The 17585-nt window shown below is 35.8% G+C and carries 20 protein-coding genes; 12 read left to right on the top strand and 8 right to left on the bottom strand.

What is annotated here, in order from left to right; all coding sequences use genetic code 11:
• Positions 1-19: 19 nt before the first annotated feature.
• Positions 20-253 (bottom strand): hypothetical protein, encoded by a 234-nt coding sequence (locus BFS35_RS10120; RefSeq protein WP_099580905.1) that lies wholly within the window; start codon positions 251-253, stop codon positions 20-22.
• Between the two features lie 168 nt (positions 254-421).
• On the opposite strand from BFS35_RS10120, the gene BFS35_RS10115 reads away from it, so the two are divergent.
• The 6 genes from BFS35_RS10115 to BFS35_RS10090 all read left to right on the top strand — a co-directional run bounded on the left by BFS35_RS10115 (position 422) and on the right by BFS35_RS10090 (position 5780).
• A complete protein-coding gene (locus BFS35_RS10115; protein ID WP_099580907.1) occupies positions 422-781 on the top strand; it encodes an ArsR/SmtB family transcription factor in 360 nt (119 codons plus the stop codon).
• Positions 774-2849 carry a heavy metal translocating P-type ATPase gene (locus tag BFS35_RS10110; RefSeq protein WP_099580910.1) on the top strand — a complete coding sequence of 692 codons (2076 nt, stop codon included), beginning with the start codon at positions 774-776 and terminating at the stop codon, positions 2847-2849. The genes BFS35_RS10115 and BFS35_RS10110 overlap by 8 nt, the downstream gene beginning before the upstream one ends.
• A 66-nt stretch (positions 2850-2915) precedes the next feature.
• Complete coding sequence (locus BFS35_RS10105; RefSeq protein ID WP_099580912.1) at positions 2916-3188, top strand: hypothetical protein; 273 nt, start codon at positions 2916-2918, stop codon at positions 3186-3188.
• Positions 3189-3218: 30 nt separating this feature from the next.
• The gene (gene yidC / locus BFS35_RS10100; RefSeq protein ID WP_099580914.1) at positions 3219-3950 is read left to right on the top strand and encodes a membrane protein insertase YidC; all 732 of its coding nucleotides are present in this window, start codon (positions 3219-3221) and stop codon (positions 3948-3950) included.
• An 84-nt stretch (positions 3951-4034) separates the two neighbouring features.
• A complete protein-coding gene (locus tag BFS35_RS10095) occupies positions 4035-4649 on the top strand; it encodes a cyclase family protein (RefSeq protein WP_099580916.1) in 615 nt (204 codons plus the stop codon).
• A 15-nt stretch (positions 4650-4664) separates the two neighbouring features.
• On the top strand, positions 4665-5780 hold the full coding sequence (locus tag BFS35_RS10090; protein ID WP_099580918.1) for an FAD-dependent monooxygenase: 1116 nt from the start codon (positions 4665-4667) through the stop codon (positions 5778-5780).
• A 31-nt stretch (positions 5781-5811) separates the two neighbouring features.
• On the opposite strand, the gene BFS35_RS10085 is transcribed toward BFS35_RS10090, so the two are convergent.
• Positions 5812-6246 (bottom strand): DinB family protein, encoded by a 435-nt coding sequence (locus tag BFS35_RS10085; RefSeq protein WP_099580920.1) that lies wholly within the window; start codon positions 6244-6246, stop codon positions 5812-5814.
• Between the two features lie 72 nt (positions 6247-6318).
• Here BFS35_RS10085 and BFS35_RS10080 point away from each other — a divergent pair, with 72 nt between their 5' ends.
• From BFS35_RS10080 to BFS35_RS10070, 3 genes are read left to right on the top strand one after another with little or no spacing between them, the layout of a single operon-like run.
• Positions 6319-6828 (top strand): hypothetical protein, encoded by a 510-nt coding sequence (locus BFS35_RS10080; RefSeq protein WP_099580922.1) that lies wholly within the window; start codon positions 6319-6321, stop codon positions 6826-6828.
• Positions 6825-8897: a HelD family protein gene (locus BFS35_RS10075; protein ID WP_099580924.1), complete on the top strand. Its 2073-nt coding sequence runs from the start codon at positions 6825-6827 to the stop codon at positions 8895-8897. The genes BFS35_RS10080 and BFS35_RS10075 overlap by 4 nt, the downstream gene beginning before the upstream one ends.
• The gene (locus BFS35_RS10070) at positions 8890-9366 is read left to right on the top strand and encodes a DinB family protein (RefSeq protein WP_099580925.1); all 477 of its coding nucleotides are present in this window, start codon (positions 8890-8892) and stop codon (positions 9364-9366) included. The genes BFS35_RS10075 and BFS35_RS10070 overlap by 8 nt, the downstream gene beginning before the upstream one ends.
• Before the next feature lie 11 nt (positions 9367-9377).
• Here the strand turns inward: BFS35_RS10070 and BFS35_RS10065 are convergent, their stop codons facing one another.
• Entirely contained in the window at positions 9378-9929 is a 552-nt protein-coding gene (locus tag BFS35_RS10065) for a thioredoxin family protein (protein ID WP_099580927.1), read from the bottom strand.
• Between the two features lie 282 nt (positions 9930-10211).
• On the opposite strand from BFS35_RS10065, the gene BFS35_RS10060 reads away from it, so the two are divergent.
• Together BFS35_RS10060 and BFS35_RS10055 are read left to right on the top strand one after the other, a co-directional pair.
• Positions 10212-10694, top strand: coding sequence for a hypothetical protein (locus BFS35_RS10060; RefSeq protein ID WP_099580929.1), 483 nt, complete (start codon positions 10212-10214; stop codon positions 10692-10694).
• A 91-nt stretch (positions 10695-10785) separates the two neighbouring features.
• Complete coding sequence (locus BFS35_RS10055; protein ID WP_099580931.1) at positions 10786-12015, top strand: aminopeptidase; 1230 nt, start codon at positions 10786-10788, stop codon at positions 12013-12015.
• A gap of 111 nt (positions 12016-12126) precedes the next feature.
• Here BFS35_RS10055 and BFS35_RS10050 read toward each other — a convergent pair whose 3' ends face one another.
• The 4 genes from BFS35_RS10050 to BFS35_RS10035 all read right to left on the bottom strand — a co-directional run bounded on the left by BFS35_RS10050 (position 12127) and on the right by BFS35_RS10035 (position 15479).
• Positions 12127-13161, bottom strand: coding sequence for a S66 family peptidase (locus BFS35_RS10050; protein ID WP_099580933.1), 1035 nt, complete (start codon positions 13159-13161; stop codon positions 12127-12129).
• 117 nt (positions 13162-13278) lie between these two features.
• Positions 13279-13725, bottom strand: a complete 447-nt coding sequence (locus tag BFS35_RS10045; RefSeq protein ID WP_158554298.1) for an Hsp20/alpha crystallin family protein — start codon at positions 13723-13725, stop codon at positions 13279-13281.
• A gap of 60 nt (positions 13726-13785) precedes the next feature.
• The gene (locus BFS35_RS10040) at positions 13786-14439 is read right to left on the bottom strand and encodes an HAD family hydrolase (protein ID WP_099580937.1); all 654 of its coding nucleotides are present in this window, start codon (positions 14437-14439) and stop codon (positions 13786-13788) included.
• Entirely contained in the window at positions 14439-15479 is a 1041-nt protein-coding gene (locus tag BFS35_RS10035) for an NADH:flavin oxidoreductase/NADH oxidase (protein WP_099580939.1), read from the bottom strand. Before BFS35_RS10035 ends, BFS35_RS10040 begins: the two co-directional genes overlap by 1 nt.
• A gap of 188 nt (positions 15480-15667) precedes the next feature.
• Between BFS35_RS10035 and BFS35_RS10030 the strand changes: the two genes are divergently transcribed.
• The gene (locus BFS35_RS10030; RefSeq protein ID WP_099580941.1) at positions 15668-16426 is read left to right on the top strand and encodes an NUDIX hydrolase; all 759 of its coding nucleotides are present in this window, start codon (positions 15668-15670) and stop codon (positions 16424-16426) included.
• A gap of 31 nt (positions 16427-16457) precedes the next feature.
• On the opposite strand, the gene BFS35_RS10025 is transcribed toward BFS35_RS10030, so the two are convergent.
• Complete coding sequence (locus tag BFS35_RS10025; protein ID WP_099580943.1) at positions 16458-17495, bottom strand: C45 family autoproteolytic acyltransferase/hydolase; 1038 nt, start codon at positions 17493-17495, stop codon at positions 16458-16460.
• Positions 17496-17585: the final 90 nt, after the last annotated feature.

Here is a 17585-nt window from a genome sequence, read left to right as displayed (position 1 = left end):
CTTTTAGTATTTATAATGGTTAGCCCATATTTTTAACGTCTTTTGGCGTGATTTTCACGATTTTATCGATATTGATTGAACATGTTGTAGATTCATCGTTAATCGGTAAAAAGCCTGTCTCATTTAAATCAAGTTTTTTAATGAAGTTATTAAATGCGATCTTTTCATCGGTTGTAAAGAACTCCTGATGATTTACTGTATCGCCATTGTCCAGTTGAATTTCAATGTTTAAATAATTGCTTTCTGCATCCATTTAAATTAAAAGCTCCTTTTAATAATTATTTATTCAATAATTTATATTCCCTTAGTAAAAGTTTATAAACATTTCATTCAAATGATTGTTTGAATGAAAATTGTGCGTTATACTATATTCAAATGAATGTTTGAATGAATAAAATGAAGTTTGGAAGAGGTGTTATGTATGGCTCAAGATACTTGTGATTTATATTTGTTTGATGCTGAGAAAGTAAAGCGTGTGAAATCACAACAGGATTTAGTTGATTTAAATCCGGTACTGGTTATTTATAAAGCATTAGCAGATGAGAAACGCTTGAAGATTTGCTTTAGTTTATTACTTGAAGATGAATTGTGTGTATGTGATCTGGCCAATATACTCGATGCGAGTGTCGCTACGACGAGTCACCATCTCAGATATTTAAACCAGGCGAAAGTGCTTGATTTTAGAAAAGAAGGAAAAAATGCATTCTATCGTTTGAAGGATGATCATATTAAGACACTGATTCGTACAGCTTTAGCACATGGGGGTGAAACTGATGAGTAAAGAAGAAACATATCGTCTGGAAGGTTTAAGCTGTACAAACTGTGCAGCAAAATTTGTGAAAAATATTGAAGCGATTCCAGGTGTAGATACAGTTGATTTAAATTTCGGGGCGGCGAAATTGAATGTTACAGGTGACGTCACTGTCGAACAGTTAGAAGCGGCGGGGAAATTTGATCATATTAAAGTACGTCCGGCAAATGTAAAGCGCACAAAGAAAGTTCCGTTTTACAAGAATAAAGCGCATTTACCGTTTGCCATCGCTTTAATTCTGTTTCTTGCGGGCTTAATCACAAGTTTTAATGTTGGTGAAGATAGTCTGTATACGAAAGTAATCTTTATCACAGCGATTGCAATCGGTGGTTATACATTATTTATTGAAGGTATGAAACAACTGTTCAAATTAAACTTTGATATGAACGTCTTAATGACGATTGCAATTATTGGTGCGATGTTAATTGGCGAAGTACAGGAAGGTGCCATGGTCGTTCTGTTATTTGCAATAAGTGAAGCGCTTGAAGGATACGCGATGGAGAAATCGCGTGACAGCATTCAGAGTCTGATTGATCTCACACCTGAAGTGGCATTAAAGCGAATTGGTAATGAATATGCAGAAGTTGCTGTAGAAGATTTAAGTATTGGTGATGTCGTGCGCATACTGCCTGGTAAGAAAGTACCGATTGATGGTGTCGTAATAAATGGTCAGAGCAATGTCAATCAGGCAAGTATTACAGGAGAAAGTATCCCTGTATCCAAAAGTAAAGCTGATGAAGTTTATTCAGGGACACTGAATGAATCTGGACAGTTAGAAGTGCGAGTAACTAAACGCAGCCATGAAACTAAGCTTGCGAAGATGATTCATCTTGTGGAAGAAGCACAAAGTGAGAAAGCACCGACTCAGAAATTTGTTGATAAATTTGCGAAATACTATACACCGCTCATTATGTTAATTGCGTTGCTTGTAATCGTAATCCCACCATTATTTGGTGGCGACTTCAAACATTATCTTTACCAAGGTTTATCGGTACTCGTTGTAGGTTGTCCATGTGCGCTTGTTGTCTCAACACCGGTTGCGATCGTTACCGCAATCGGTAGTGCTGCACGTCGTGGTATTTTAATAAAAGGTGGTATTCATTTAGAAAACGCAGGTCATATCGATACGATTGCTTTTGATAAGACAGGTACATTAACTAAAGGAGAGCCTGTTGTTGTAGAACGTGTTGATTTCACAGAACTAACGCAAGACGAAAAAAATGTTATCTACACCCTTGAAAAAGATGCCGGACATCCATTAAGCAAAGCAATTGTGAATAGTCTAACGGATTGTGAAACTGTTAAGTTAACAGATTATGAAGTCGTTACCGCTAAAGGGGTACAAGGTATTTATAAAGATAAAAAATATCGTATCGGACAACAGAAATTCTTTAATGTAAATGATTCTGATGCACAGAAACTTGCTGAAATAAATAGAAATGGTGCAACAAAAGTATTGTTCGGTACACAAGCGCGTATAATCGCTGTTTTCTTTATTCAGGATACACTGCGTGATGAATCAATAGATGTTGTGCGCAGGTTGAATAAAGAAGGAATAGAAACACTGATGATCACTGGTGATAATAAAGCAGTAGCCGATGCAATTGGAAATACGTTATCCATCACACGTGTGCATTCAGAGTTGTTACCTGAAGATAAGTTGAAATTAATTAAAGACTATCAACAAAAGGGAAGTCACATTGCAATGATTGGAGATGGTGTGAATGATGCACCGGCACTCGCTCAGGCAGACGTAGGTTTTTCTATGGGTGGTGCAGCAACTGATACTGCGATAGAGACAGCTGATATTACATTTATGAAAGATGATTTAAGCGATTTACCGAAAGTGATTCGCCTCAGCAAACGTACATTAAATATTATCAAACAGAATATCGGATTTGCGTTAGGACTTAAATTAATCGCGATATTACTCGTTATTCCAGGCTGGTTAACGTTATGGATTGCGATATTTGCTGATATGGGTGCTACATTACTTGTGACTTTAAACAGCTTAAGATTACTAAGACATAAAGAATAGCTGATTATCATTTGCTTACAACGGCACTTATCATTATAATAAGTTTACTAATAGAAGGAGGTGGCTATGTTGGAACTGTTACTCAGTTTATTGAGTGAAGCATTATTGCTCAAATATATTACATTTCGTTTGTTGTATCTGGTACCATACATTGCTGCCTTCTTATTCGTATTATTACATTTAAAGCTGCAGTTACAAGTGGGTCAGAAATGGTCTTTAACTGAATGTGCTGGAAATGTTCTAGAACAAACAATTATTATTTTCTCACCTGTACTGAGATGGCGTATAAAGTGTTTATCTAAGATGAGCGATGAAGTAGAGGCTGCGCCTATATATTAATCAAACATTAATATATAGGAGGAGAAATATTTGAAAAGATTTTTTAGTGTACTTATCGTATTAACTTTGATTTTAAGTGGTTGCGGGGCACAAGATGACGGTTTGTTTCATAACGGCATCGTTCAACCATTTACGGATTTAATTACTTTCTTTGCTGGTTTCTTTGATGGCAGTTACGGTATGGGGATCGTACTAGTAACGTTATGTGTACGCTTTATGATGATGCCGATGATGCTGAGCACTGTTAAACAACAAAAGAAGATGCAGGCAAATATGAAAGTTGCCGGTCCAAAAATAAAAGAGATACAAGATAAGATGAAACTAGCGAAAGACCCAGAAGAAAAAAGCGTATTATCACAAGAACTTATGAAAATATACGGTGAACATCATATTAACCCAATGAACATGGGTTGCTTACCAATTATCGTTCAGATGCCGATATTGACCGGTTTATACTTTGCGATCATACACAGTAAATCAATTGCAGCACAAAGCTTTCTGTGGTTTAATCTTGGTAGTCCTGACCTAATGATGATGCTCATTGCAGGTGGACTATATTTTCTCCAGTCATGGATTTCTATACAATACATGCCGGAAGAAAGCCGTAAACAGATGTGGCCGATGGCGATAATGAGTCCATTGATGATTATATTCATCAGTTTCCACTCGCCAGCAGCATTACCGCTTTACTGGTCGGTTGGCGCAATTGTGTTAATCTTCCAGCAATTTATTTCTAATAAACTATTTAGTGATATTAAATAATGCATCCCTCACCTTAAAACTGTAAAAAGGCCGCGCCTACGTTATAATGTAAGTAAAGCAGACAGTTGAAGGTGAGGGTTTTTTATGTGGATTGATATTTCTCAGACATTAAAGCAGGATATTGCAACATGGCCAGGGGATCAGCCTTTTGTGTATCAGATGGATAGTCAGTTAGATGGTGAAACTGGTGCCAATGTAGGCAGTATTAAAATGAGCTTACATACTGGTACACATTTAGATGCACCTTTTCACTATGACCATGAAGGCGTAACGATTGATGAGATTGATATTAATCGCTTAATCGGTGAAGCGCAGGTGATCGAGTTAATCGATGAGGAAATTGTTACTCAGAAATTATTAGAGGACTTTGTGATCGATAAGCCAATTGTATTGTTTAAATCTGTATATAGTAAAGATCAAAGTGTATTTTTGGGAGACTTCATGACCTTTGAAAGTGCTGCCATACATTATCTGGGACACCTTGGTGTTGAAGTAATCGGCACGGATATGCCTAGTATAGATACAGTAGATAATGAAACCCTCGATGCACACAAAGCATGTTTAGAAAATCAAATATTGATTATAGAAAATTTAGAATTAAATAAAGTGAGAGTAGGGTATTATGATTTTATTGGGTTGCCACTAAAGATAGAAGCTGATGCCAGTCCAATTCGTGCAGTTGTAAGAAAGAAATTATAAGATGAGGTGAGTTACATGCGCATAGGTATTATAGGGGCAGGTATTGGCGGTTTAACAGCTGCGATTGCTCTAAAGTCTGCAGGACATGAGGTGGACATATTAGAAAAGCGCCATGTATTGAAACAGCTCGGTGTCGGTTTAGGTGTTGGCGGTAATGCTATACGTGCTTTGAAACAGTATGGAATAGACAAAGATATCCGTGCAGCGGGAAACCCGTTAATTGAATGCCAGTTTAGAACAGATAGAGATGAGTTATTAAATACACTGATACTCTCATTATCAGAAGAAGAAAATATAACGGTTCAGCGTGAGCAACTCCATGCTATTTTATTGCAGCATAATGATGCTGATATCCATTTAATAAAAGATGTTGTACGTATTAAAGACTTTAATAAACCAACTTTAATATTGCAGGATGGTGCCAAATATCAGTATGATTTAATTGTCGCAGCTGACGGCGTACATTCTAATATTAGACGACAGATGTTTAAAGACAGTGAAGCGATCTATCAAGGTTACACGTGTTTTAGAGGAACGAGTAAAGATGTAGCTGTTGATCATAATGTTGCGCTTGAGTACTGGGGAGAAACAGGTAGGTTTGGTATCGTACCATTGAAAGATAATCAAGTGTACTGGTTCTGCTGTATGAATGCCGAAGAAAGAGATACAGAATTTAGAAATTATAATAAGAAGAAACTGTTGCAATATTTTCAAGCATTTCCCGATACTGTGTTAGAAACGCTTGAAAAGACTGTCGGAGACCCTATTCAACATGATATTTATGATATCAATCCATTGAAGACATTTTATAAAGGTCGCGTTGTATTGTTAGGAGATGCAGCACATGCAACAACACCTAACATGGGACAGGGCGCATCACTCGCTATGGAAGATGCGGTGTGTCTAGCGAACCAACTCAAAAAGTATCCGATTGATGAAGCATTAAAAGCATATGATAAATTAAGTGTAAATCACACGAAAAAGGTGATTTTAAAATCACGTCAAATCGGTAAATCAGCACAACTTGAAAATAAAACACTTATTAAAGCAAGAAACAAAGCGTTAAAATTAGTACCATTATCATTTTTAGAAAAACAAACTTTCTTCTTAAGTCATCGTCATATCAATTGATACAAAATAAAAAAGCTCATCATGAGCTTTTTTATTTAAGTCTAGTTACTTTTAAATTTTGAATTTCCTGATCAAGATTGTTATCAAGCACTTCAAAGAAAGTCATTAAGAAACGAATTTTACCACGTAACTCATATTCATTGAAGATAAGTGGCATCACATCGTTAGGATGTACTGGATTTTGTTCGATTGCATAATCAATGTTATCGAAATAATTTTCTACATCAAAGAAATTTAACGTAGGTCCTTTTTCTTTGAATAGATCAAAATCACCGATTTGGTCTTTATGTTGATTTAAACCTTCATGATATGCGTAAGCGATTTGCAGTAAATTGTATTTGATGCTTTTAAACTTTGATCCAAAGTTATAGTTAAATTGAGACGCGCTTAATTTTTGGATTTGACTGAGTAGTTCATCTCTTGAAGATTTTACTTCTGTATAAATTTGATTATTATTATTGTTCATTCGGTTCACCTCACAGTTTGATAGTTACTTATACCCTGAAAGCATATATTTATGACATGAAAAGGAGAAACAATGCAAAATTCATTGATCAAAGAATTGAAAAGTTTATACACAGGTGAAGGTTTTTCAAGTGTGATGTTCTTTCTAATCTGGTTGTACTGTTGTTTCAATCATGAGTATCAGGCAATAGCAGTTAGTTTCCATGTTGCTTTTCCGCTCATAACGTTATGTTTTATGCTTGCTGTTGGTGCGTTCTTCTGGAAATTGATGTACGACGTAGTAAAGAAGCGTGGTAAGATGCATATGACGATTGAGCAGCAACGTTTGTTCATATTATTTAAGCGTGTATCTATTGTACTCATCATGATTTGTAGTATGCTATTTATCTATGCATTGATGGCAGGTGAGCAATATTTTATGATAAGTGCTTTTTTACTTTGCTTTGCGATTGTTGAATATATCAATTATTTTCATATACGATTATCCTATTTGACACCACGAGAATTTGGAGCGTTGCTTAAACATAGAAGGTTGAGACGGTCGCACTTAAATCGCATCATGCATGAGGAGGTTATAGATTGAACTTAAAACAAGTTGAAACGAAACATTTAGCAGCAGTACATGCTTTGATTGATATCATACAGAATAAATTAACCGGAGAGCTCACACAATCTACGAGTGAACTCATCGAAGAACGTCGCTTTGCGTTTGAAGAGCTTGGTACAGAAATTTCTGATGATGCACAGATAGAATATTCACAAGTTCTACCTTCTTTAAAATTACAGGAAGAAATTCAGGTTAACCGAAACAAGGCTACACAGCAGATCAATAAGATGAAAGACCGTCCTTATTTTGGTGCTGTAACATTAAATGATGATGCGCATGAAACAGAAAAGTTTTATATCGGATTAAATAGTTTGAAGGACCCTTCAACAGGAGATCTCATTATCTATGACTGGAGAACACCGATTGCCAGTACTTATTATGAGAACCAGCTTGGTGAAGTAAGCTATAATGTACCGACTGTCGGTACACAAGTCGTAGATGTGTTGTCACGTATTCAGATTGTAATTGAACATGGGCGCCTGTTAGATGTCTTCGATTCAGAAATATATATTGGTGATGACGCGTTGCAACATCTACTCGTTGATAGTGCAAAAGACAAGATGAAGTCTATCGTGACAACGATTCAGCAGGATCAGAATGCAATTATTCGTATGACTTCAAACCAAGATATTTTAGTATTAGGACCCCCGGGATCTGGTAAAACTTCGATTGCAATGCAGCGTATAGCATATTTAATTTATTTACACAGAAATAAAATGACAGCAGAACATATGCTGTTTATTACACCAAATGAGATGTTCGGTGATTATATATCTGATGTATTACCGGAGTTAGGTGAAGCACCGATTAATGCGACGAGCTTTTTCAGATTAAAAGATAAAATGAATCGTCGTCACTTTCATGTCGAATCATTATTTCAAAATATTGAACGTATGCGTCATGCAGATAATCACGCACGAGCGTTATTTAAAATTAAAAATAGTAAGTTACTGTTACAAAAGATGGATCAAAAGATTGCATCGATTGCAGTGAAAAATATTAAATTTAATATATTAACGATTGAAGGCACACCTTTTGTGACGAAAGAGCATCTCGCTTATTTATTTTATGATAAATTTGGTGAGTCTCCGATTGATGCACGCCTTAAAAAAATTCAGGTAGAATTACAGCCGATCTACGAAGAACACTTACAACAAGCTATAAAAGACAGAACGAAAGCATTAAAGAAAGTAACGCGATATATCGGTACAGACGAAGAAATCGAGATGCGTGCTAAACGTGAAAAGACGAAACAATATAAAGTGCTGAAACAATATATTAAAGATATACAGTTTATCAATATTGAACGTATTTATCTCAATATATTAAAGTCGATAGATCAGAAAGCATACGAAGCAACACATAATCAATTTAGAAACAAACAAATGTATTATGAAGATATAGCGCCATTGCTTTATTTATCAATTAAGATAAAGGGATTGCACAGAGAAAGTATGATGCAGCACATCATTATTGATGAGGTGCAGGATTATTCAGTCGTTCAATTAGCAGCAATTAGTGCAGTCTATCCTAATGCACGAAAGACAATGCTCGGAGATAGTAATCAAATTGTACATCCTGCAGTGACATTTGAATTACCAGATGACATTAATGTCATTCATTTAACAAAATCTTATCGCTCTACAGTTCAAATTACTGAATTTACGAAACGTTTAATAGGTAACAATGATACAGAGTCTTTAGGTGTTCAGGGAGACGATGTAATAGAACTGGATTACGAAGCGTTTGTTAATACTGTAGAAGCGTTACAATCTGAAAGTGTCGCCATTATCGCACGTGACGTTCAACATGCTAATAAGATAGCCCAGACTTTAAAGAGATGTACTTTATTAACACACGATCAATATACATTCACTAAAGGAAAAGTTATTATGCCGAATTACATGGCTAAAGGATTTGAATTCTCGCATGTATTTATTATCGGATTTAATCAATATGATCTGGAGCATGAACAGTTGCTGTTATATACAATCGCCAGTAGAGCGACACGTCATCTTTATTTAGTAGGTGATATCAATGATTAGTATTATAGAACCGATATTTAAGCAAATTGAATTTCAGGTAGAAAGTATAAAAATGCTTGCAAACAAAGTAGATATATTTATGTTAGAACAGGAAATCTATCCTGGAGGCAGAACTTGCTTTGAATTGCTGACACATATTGCATTGATACCTGAAGCTGATGTAATGATCATCAAAGGTGCAGGGAAGTCTGAAATGGATGATTATTATCATTACTGGCAAAAAGAAGTAACGTCAATTGAAGTATTTGAAGCGAGACTCGAACTCAGCATGAATATTCTGCATGATTTTTATAATCAACTGGAAGAAGATGAAATGCTTAATATGAAAATGACCTATTGGCAGACGCGTCAAACTTATTTAGACTGGTTGCTCGTTATTTTGACGCATTTAACGCATCATAGAGCTCAGCTGTATAGTTCGATTAAACAATTTGGTGATGATGAAGGATTAAGTAATTTATTTGAATAAAAAACAGCTGACTATTTTGTCAGCTGTTCCATAATTGATTCGTAAACTTCATTCCAGAATTCAGGTGTATTTTTATATTTTTCATGAATTTGATGGTGTACTTCTTTTTGTTTAGATTCAAAATGTTTATCATCTTTAGCAGGTAAATCTTTACGTAAATCCATAACAAAATTTTGAACTTTCTCAGCGCGTGGCCCCCAGTTTGTATATTCATTACCCGATTCATCCAGGAAGATAAATTTTGGAATAGAACGTCCACCATTCGTTAAATACTGATCCATTAAATCTAAGTTTGAATCACGTAAACTAATGCTTAACGGCATATCTGTCGCTTCCGCAATTTTCATCAGCACAGGTAAGTTCATCATCGCGTCACCACACCAATCTTCAGTAATAACGATGGCTTTTAAATGTTTGTCTTTTACAAATTGTAAACGTGGATCATCTACTGGTAATTCAAAAGTTTCATAGATTTTATGCATTTCTGCTTTATTTACTTCCATTTGGTTAATATATTGCTCTAAAGATAAGCCTTGATTAAAATATTCGATTAAAGTCGTCATGAGTGCCTCCTGTAAGCTTTAATAATATAAATGTATTATAACAATATCAGAATAATCAAACAAAAGATATTATTTTCATCAATTATATGAACGAAAGTTCATAAATATTACGGTATATACGGATGTTTACCATGATGTGAAGTGATACACTTACCTTAGCTAATAATTTTTCATACATGTAAGTCTTCTCTATGGGTAGTTTAACTACCCATCTTTTTTTATTTTCATCATTTGTAATTTTATGGTATATTGGTAGAGATAAAATAGGAAAGTGTGTGAAGTATGAAAAAATACGTAACAATTATTATCGTGCTCATACTAAGTGTTAGCATCGCATTATGGTTATATAACTATTGTACTACACCTGACAATGATTTAAGTGAAGAACGATTAGGTGATGTTAAAATAGGTGAAAAGTATGAAGAAAAAAATGAAGATTTTGTAAAAGACGTACGTATTCAGTTAGAAGGTAAAACATTTTATCGATCTGTTAAACATAGAGGATTTATCATAAGAAAAGATAACAAAAACAATCAAATCACAGCAGTTTCTTTATTTAAGAACCCTGCTGTTAAAACGAGTCGTGATATTACTATCGATAGCACGAAACAAGATGTTATCGATGCATACGGAGATACTTATAAAAAGTCGTTATTACCGAAACAACAGACACAGTTTCATTTTAAAGATAAAGAGCATCATATCGGCATGAAATTTGTATTTAGAAATGATTTGGTAAAAAGAATAGAAATATTTGCAGAGTAAGAGGCGACATGAGCGCCTCATCTTTTTTTGTTTCCATTTACTTCGGTTTCCGATATAATAGTATCAATAATGAGATTGAGGAGGAAATTATATGAACTATAAAGAAATTGTAAAAAAATATGCCGAGACTGTCGTAAGCGTAGGTTTAAATGTACAACCAGATCAAACAGTTGTGGTAACCGCTGATATTGATGCAATTGATTTTGTGCGTGAGGTGACAAAAGCGGCTTACGAAAAAGGTGCAAGAGAAGTTATTCAGAAACTAACTGATGGTCCATCATCTCAATTGAAATTTGAATATGCGCCAATTGAAGTGTTTGAACATATTCCGCAATATAGAATTGATGAAACGAATGATTTTGTACAGAATAAAGTAGCACATTTACGTGTCTATTCACAAACACCTGAGTTATTGAAAGATGCAGATCCGAACAAAATTGCTGCACAGGCAAAAGCGTTAGGTGAAGCGAATAAAGATTTCTCAAGAGCGGTTGGTCGTTATGACTTCTCATGGTGTATTGTAGGTTTCCCGAATGATAAATGGGGTGAACTTGTATTCCCAGAGCTCAAAGGAGAAGATGCAAAGTTAAAGTTGCTTGAAGCGATGATAAAAGCAGTACGTGTCGATCAGGATGATCCTGTCGCTGCATGGAAAGCACATAACGAAAACTTAAATAAAAAAGCACAGCAGTTAAATGAAAAAGCTTATGATAAATTACATTATAAATCATCTACAACTGACGTTGAAATTGGTTTAACGAAAGGACATGTGTGGTTAGGAGCGAGTGCGATAAACTCTGATGGCGTCGAGATTCAAGTCAATATGCCAACTGAAGAAGTGTTTACTTCACCAGATTATCGTCGCGTTAATGGTGTTATCGGTAATACACGTCCGCTTGCTTATCAGGGCGCAATTATCGATGACTTTAAATTAACATTTAAAGATGGTGTTGTAACTGACTTTGAAGCGGGTGTCGGTTATGACGTACTGAAGAATATGTTAAACAATGATGAAGGTGCACGTCGTCTAGGTGAAATTGCATTAGTACCAGATGATTCTCCGATTTCTAACTCGGGCATTCTTTATTACAATACGTTATATGATGAGAATGCATCTTGTCACGTTGCATTAGGACGTTCATTCCCGAATGCGATTAAAGATGGTAAATCTTTATCGAAAGAAGAGCTGATGGATAAAGGGTTAAATCAATCGATGATTCACGTTGACTTTATGATGGGTGGTAGTGATCTATCAATAGACGGAATTAAAGAAGATGGAACAGTTGAACCTGTATTTAGAGATGGTAACTGGGTAATTTAATTTTTAGTGGTTGAGTGGTCGAAATAAGTTATAATTCGCCCACTCAAGCAGATTTTAACTTCTAAATAATAGATGAGTGGGCGAAAAACAGTATTTTTCGCCCACTCATTTTTATTCTACCGCACTTTCAGTAATAGTAAATGTTCTATTATCGGCATCAATTACCGCATTCCGTCCATACGGCACAATACATTTCGGTTCATTATGTCCAAATGAAGCATTAAATAATACCGGTTTATCCTCATGTCCCCATTCTTTCATAATCTTCTGAACGACTTCTTTATATTCATCATATAAATGACCATTTTGAGGACGTCCAAATATAATCCCGTTAATACGGTCTAATGTACCTAACGCACCTAAACTACGCATAAAGTCTTCCATCAACCATTGTGGCATCAATACTTCAGAGGTTTCTAAAAATAATATCGCACCATCAAAGTCAGTTTCATCAGGATAGACATCAGTGCCACGTAAAGAGATCATTAACTCCAGACAACCACCGATTAACGGTCCGCTTGCCTGTCCTTTTCCATTTACTACTTCATATCCGGTATTATCAATTTTTTCACGGTCTATGAGTTCATTTTCTTTATCCCAGCGTAATCCGTGTTTGTATACAAAGTCTGATGTCGGAATGTCACCGATGATTTCATTCTGGGTTAGCGTCTTATTAAAATGATTTCGTGAATACTCTGGAAAAGCATTATTTTCAGCAAAATCTGTAAGTAATGACAAACCATAAAAACTTGAAAAACCAGCTTTTAAACAGACGAAATGTGTAAACGTTGAGTCAGAGTAACCCATAAAGATTTTAGGATGCTGACTGATAATCTCAAAATCCAGGTAAGGTAGTAACCGTACACTATCATCCCCACCAAGCGTAGAGATAATCGCCTTAACTTCAGGATCTAGAAATGCTGCCATTAACTCTTCAGCACGTGCTTTTGGATTTTCATAGTTAAATGCGAGCCCTTTTAACGCGTTAGGCATAACTTTTACTTTGTAGCCCATCTCTTCAATTCGTTTAATGCCAAGCGTTGTACGATGTTTCATCGTTGGTTCACCTGCTAAACCTGAAGATGAAGAAACTAGCGCAATCGTATCTCCTTTATTAAGACGTGCGGGTTTCTTAAGTTGAAGCATAATATCACCACTTTCGATAAAATTATCTCAATTATATCAGAAAATTTAGAATATAAAACGGAATATAAAAAATGAGTGACTGGAAAAGATTCATTTCCGGCCACTCATGCTATGATTTTATATTTCACTGTCTATTTTAATAGATTGTTTCGGTGCTTCCGTAACATGTAGCTTTGGTAACACGATATCTAACGTACCATCTTTTTTATAGGTAGCTTTAATTGCTTCCACCTGAACATCTGGTAAGTATAAAGAACGATGCATTGAACCAAATGAGCGTTCACGTTTAATATAGTTGTGTTCATTGTTCTCAACAACCGATTCTTCAAGACGTTTCGCTGTAATACTTAATGCATCATTTTGATAGTCTAATTGAATATCTTCCTGTTTAATACCTGGTAAATCTACATGAACTGTATAATCGTTATTTGTTTCCTTAATATCTAATTTAAAACTATGATTATATGCGTTATCTGCAAATTGACTGACAGATTTCGTTAACATTTCGTTTGCTACATCAAATACATTTTGTCCGCGAGAAAAGATACTATATTTGTTATCCATGTGCATCACTCCTATTGATTTGATATATTCATCATAACATTAAGGTCAAATATAGTCAAATTATTGAGTGTCATTTGTAATTGCATCTAATAAATAATCGACTGTTGCAATGGTATAGGTTGGTTGTGCCTGTTTAATCTCATCTGCATCTCCATAACCATAAAGCACACCAATTGTATCGATATTATTTTTTTGACCACCGATGATATCGTGCTTGCGATCACCGATCATGATGCAATCATCTCTATCGAGTCCGTGTGTATCAATGACATGCTGGATGACTTCTGCTTTATTAGTACGTGTGCCATCTAATTCACTACCGGTAATAGACTCAAAGTAATGTGCAAGGTTAAAATGTTCTAAAATCGGTACTGCAAAATGTGTCGGTTTACTTGTTGCGACGTACAGTTTTCTATCCATCGATTTTAATGCTTGTAATAGTAATGGAATGCTTGGATAAACTTCATTTTCAAACATTCCTTTATCGCTGAAATATTCTCGGTAAAGTTTAATTGCTTCTACATTATTGTCACCCGATAATTGATAGAAAGTCTCATAACTTTCATGCAGTGGTGGACCGATAAACGGAATGAGTGCTTCATTGTCCGGAGCTTCAATATTTAATTTTTTAAGTGAGTAGATAATACTATTCGTAATGCCGATATAAGGATCAGTTAACGTGCCATCTAAATCAAAAAGGATATGTTGATACATTAACGGATACCTCGTTCATATTGCATAGGCACATTAATATCATCGCGTAATGCTTTCACAGCATGCATTGCCCAGTATGGATCGTTAAGCATTCCGCGACCGACTGCAACTAGATCGGCGTCATTGTTTCGAAGTGTCATTTCAGCTGTTTCAGGTGCGTCTAAAATACCTACAGCGATTACAGGTACATCAAACTTTTCCTTGAAACGTTTTGCAAACGGGACTTGATATCCAGGATAGTTACCTGGTTTATCATTACCAGCGGGTGCTTCACCACCTGTAGAAATATGGAACATATCGACACCAGCGTTTAAATATTTCTCTGAAATTGTTAAAGCATGTTCTATATCATAGCCCCCATCCATATACTCTCGTGCAGAAATTCTAAAGATTAAAGGCATATCTTCCGGCATCACCGATTTCGCTGCTTTTATTACTTCAACACCGAACAATGAAAGATCTTTGCCATATTCATCGTCACGTTTATTGATACCAGGAGAATGGAATTGATGAATTAAGTAACCGTGTGCTCCGTGTATTTCAATTGCATCAAATCCAGCTTCAACAGCACGACGTACACTTTCTTTATATTTACCTACCATCGCTTTAACTTCCTCGTTTGAAAGTTCACGTGGATAACGCATTGGACCGAAGTCTGTAGGTTCTTCAACTGGTGTTGTAGATGATGAAACCGGTGTTTCAACGTCGCGTGCTTTTCGACCGGCATGTGCAATTTGAATAGCGGCTTTTGCGCCATTATTATGAATACCTTCTACGATATGTTTATAAGCTGGGATTTGTGCATCATCCCATAAACCGAGACAGTTTTTCGTAATACGACCTTCTGGTTCAACATTTGTCATTTCTACAATAATAAGCCCCGTTTGACCAACAGCACGTGATGCATAATGTACGTAATGCCATTCAGTAGGTGTTCCATCCTCTTTTGCTACAGAATATTGACACATCGGTGGCATGACGATTCTGTTTTTTAGTTCCAGGCCTTTAAATGAATAAGGGGTGTTTAATAAAGTTTTCATAATGATGCTCCTTTAGTTTTTTTATTTATTATAAAACTTCTAACGTGAGAATGATAAACATCTGTTTGAATAACTTTGCTGAATCGTATCATTAATTAAATATTAATTAAATTTACATTTTAGTTAAATGAAATATCATTTTAAATAACGTATAATGAAAGTAAGTGAAGGTAAAGGGTGTGTATGAGATGTTTGAAGTGAAAACAGAGATAAAAATAATTCCGGATGGCTACGAATCTACAAACCGCTATTTCCATAGACATGTATTAAACAATTATTTAGAGTTAGGTGTAACATTGGTCGGTCGATGGGTGAATGAGGACAGAACAATTATTACAGAGATTTGGGGATATTTAGACGAAAAGCATTATCGTGATTTCTTTGAACTCCGTAAAAAGACGAAACATTATCAAAATTCGTTACCGGATAAGCTCGCAAATGACAAGTGGATTATTTCAAAGAAAGATATGATTATAACACCGACTGGTGACTATAAGATGGACTTACATATCGTTTCTACAAATGTTCTCGTACAAAATGAAGAAGATGAAATATTGTTGGTTAGAAGTTTACATCGCAGTGATACGTTAGAATTACCTGGTGGTCGCTTAGATAAAGACGAAGATATGATCAGTGGTGCTGTGCGAGAAGTAAAAGAAGAAACTGGATTAGATGTTGCAATTAAAGGTTTATTATACAGTTCGCATAATAAAACAAGTGGGGTAGTCAACTTTACATTTCTAGGTGAAGTGATTGGTGGCACGTTACAAAATGGCGATGAAGAGACGACTGATGTTGGATTTTATGCTATCAATTCAGACAATATTTCGAAGTTTGTCACACGTAAAATTTCAGAAGACCGTATACTTAATGCGTTAGAGAAAAAAGCACAGAAATTTGATTTGTATGAGAATAATCCTTATAAAATAATTCAATCATTTAAATAAACCCTGAATCCAGCTGGATTCAGGGTTTTCATTATTCACTGGCAAAAGTAATATTGCTGTTGATTTGTCCAGTAAATGATTGTACAGGTAGCGGTTTACCATCTAACCAATCCTGGAAGTTTAACGTTGTTGGTGTGTTGTTGCCACCGAGTGCAAATTGGACGCTTAAATCTTTAGGAAAGTAACAACTTGTATGAATCGTACCGCTCCAGCTGGAATATAGTTCGCTGAATACACCAGCTTCAGGGTCATTCATTATTTTAAATGCATTAGCGGCATCCGTAGTGCGATTTGTCTGCGCCTTTAAGTTATGCATACGCATCTCTGAATCTGTTAGTACACGTCGATTCTCATGGGTTAATACCTCGAAATGATTTGTACAGTAATGATGTTCACGTACAATGATGTCGCGTGGTGTAGCTTCGACGATTTGCGTAATACCTTTTTTATCCAGCAGAATATAGCTGAAACTTGAACGATGGGGAATTTCCTTTAAGAACTGCACAGCGTCATCAACCGACTGACAACATTCAAGGATCATACGACCGATCATGTAGCATACGAAACCATCTCCGGGTACTTTGCGATGCATGAAATTATATCCCATCGTAAGACCGTGTTCGTTCATCCCGTCCATTCTACCTGTGATGCGAGAAACGGGTGCCATAGTCGCATAGCCGGAATCATTTGGCTGGAAAAAGGTGAAGCGACCATCATAAGTAGCAGGATGATAATCATAGTTTCTCACTAAATAATCTTCGGTGGTGAATACACTACATCCGCTAGGTTTAGCATATACTCGGTAATGACCGAAGTTCTGTATGATTTGCGTCATATCCATTTTGAGTTCAGCTTGTAAACCGAGCAGTTCCTCCCAAATACCAGGGGCGAAACGTTTAAATGCAGCTTTTGTTTCCTGAATATCTATATCGAAACGTGGGCGACGAATACGCCATTCACGCTCGCGATTCTCCATCATTAATGTTGTTTGAAGCCACTTTCCCTGTTCTAACCCGAAATCGAAATGACTCCCACGAAACTCTGTGATTACACTTTTAACTTGTTGCATTGATACACCTCCGTAAACACTATAGAGAAAGTATAACAAAGAATAAATAGAATGGATAATGTAAAGTTTACTTTACGTAAAGGAAACTTT

It is taken from the genome of Macrococcoides goetzii (genome assembly GCF_002742385.2).
In the GTDB taxonomy this organism is placed as follows: Bacteria; Bacillota; Bacilli; order Staphylococcales; family Staphylococcaceae; genus Macrococcoides; species Macrococcoides goetzii.
Note: the sequence above shows the minus strand (reverse complement) of the source record. Positions and strands in the feature narration are given on the sequence as shown.

Excerpts from the sequence above, each read along its gene's own strand:
- BFS35_RS10120 (WP_099580905.1), bottom strand. The coding sequence starts at position 253 with ATGGATGCAGAAAGCAATTATTTAAACATTGAAATTCAACTGGACAAT.
- BFS35_RS10115 (WP_099580907.1), top strand. The coding sequence starts at position 422 with ATGGCTCAAGATACTTGTGATTTATATTTGTTTGATGCTGAGAAAGTA.
- BFS35_RS10110 (WP_099580910.1), top strand. The coding sequence starts at position 774 with ATGAGTAAAGAAGAAACATATCGTCTGGAAGGTTTAAGCTGTACAAAC.
- BFS35_RS10105 (WP_099580912.1), top strand. The coding sequence starts at position 2,916 with ATGTTGGAACTGTTACTCAGTTTATTGAGTGAAGCATTATTGCTCAAA.
- BFS35_RS10095 (WP_099580916.1), top strand. The coding sequence starts at position 4,035 with ATGTGGATTGATATTTCTCAGACATTAAAGCAGGATATTGCAACATGG.
- BFS35_RS10090 (WP_099580918.1), top strand. The coding sequence starts at position 4,665 with ATGCGCATAGGTATTATAGGGGCAGGTATTGGCGGTTTAACAGCTGCG.
- BFS35_RS10085 (WP_099580920.1), bottom strand. The coding sequence starts at position 6,246 with ATGAACAATAATAATAATCAAATTTATACAGAAGTAAAATCTTCAAGA.
- BFS35_RS10080 (WP_099580922.1), top strand. The coding sequence starts at position 6,319 with ATGCAAAATTCATTGATCAAAGAATTGAAAAGTTTATACACAGGTGAA.
- BFS35_RS10070 (WP_099580925.1), top strand. The coding sequence starts at position 8,890 with ATGATTAGTATTATAGAACCGATATTTAAGCAAATTGAATTTCAGGTA.
- BFS35_RS10065 (WP_099580927.1), bottom strand. The coding sequence starts at position 9,929 with ATGACGACTTTAATCGAATATTTTAATCAAGGCTTATCTTTAGAGCAA.
- BFS35_RS10060 (WP_099580929.1), top strand. The coding sequence starts at position 10,212 with ATGAAAAAATACGTAACAATTATTATCGTGCTCATACTAAGTGTTAGC.
- BFS35_RS10055 (WP_099580931.1), top strand. The coding sequence starts at position 10,786 with ATGAACTATAAAGAAATTGTAAAAAAATATGCCGAGACTGTCGTAAGC.
- BFS35_RS10050 (WP_099580933.1), bottom strand. The coding sequence starts at position 13,161 with ATGCTTCAACTTAAGAAACCCGCACGTCTTAATAAAGGAGATACGATT.
- BFS35_RS10045 (WP_158554298.1), bottom strand. The coding sequence starts at position 13,725 with ATGGATAACAAATATAGTATCTTTTCTCGCGGACAAAATGTATTTGAT.
- BFS35_RS10040 (WP_099580937.1), bottom strand. The coding sequence starts at position 14,439 with ATGTATCAACATATCCTTTTTGATTTAGATGGCACGTTAACTGATCCT.
- BFS35_RS10035 (WP_099580939.1), bottom strand. The coding sequence starts at position 15,479 with ATGAAAACTTTATTAAACACCCCTTATTCATTTAAAGGCCTGGAACTA.
- BFS35_RS10030 (WP_099580941.1), top strand. The coding sequence starts at position 15,668 with ATGTTTGAAGTGAAAACAGAGATAAAAATAATTCCGGATGGCTACGAA.
- BFS35_RS10025 (WP_099580943.1), bottom strand. The coding sequence starts at position 17,495 with ATGCAACAAGTTAAAAGTGTAATCACAGAGTTTCGTGGGAGTCATTTC.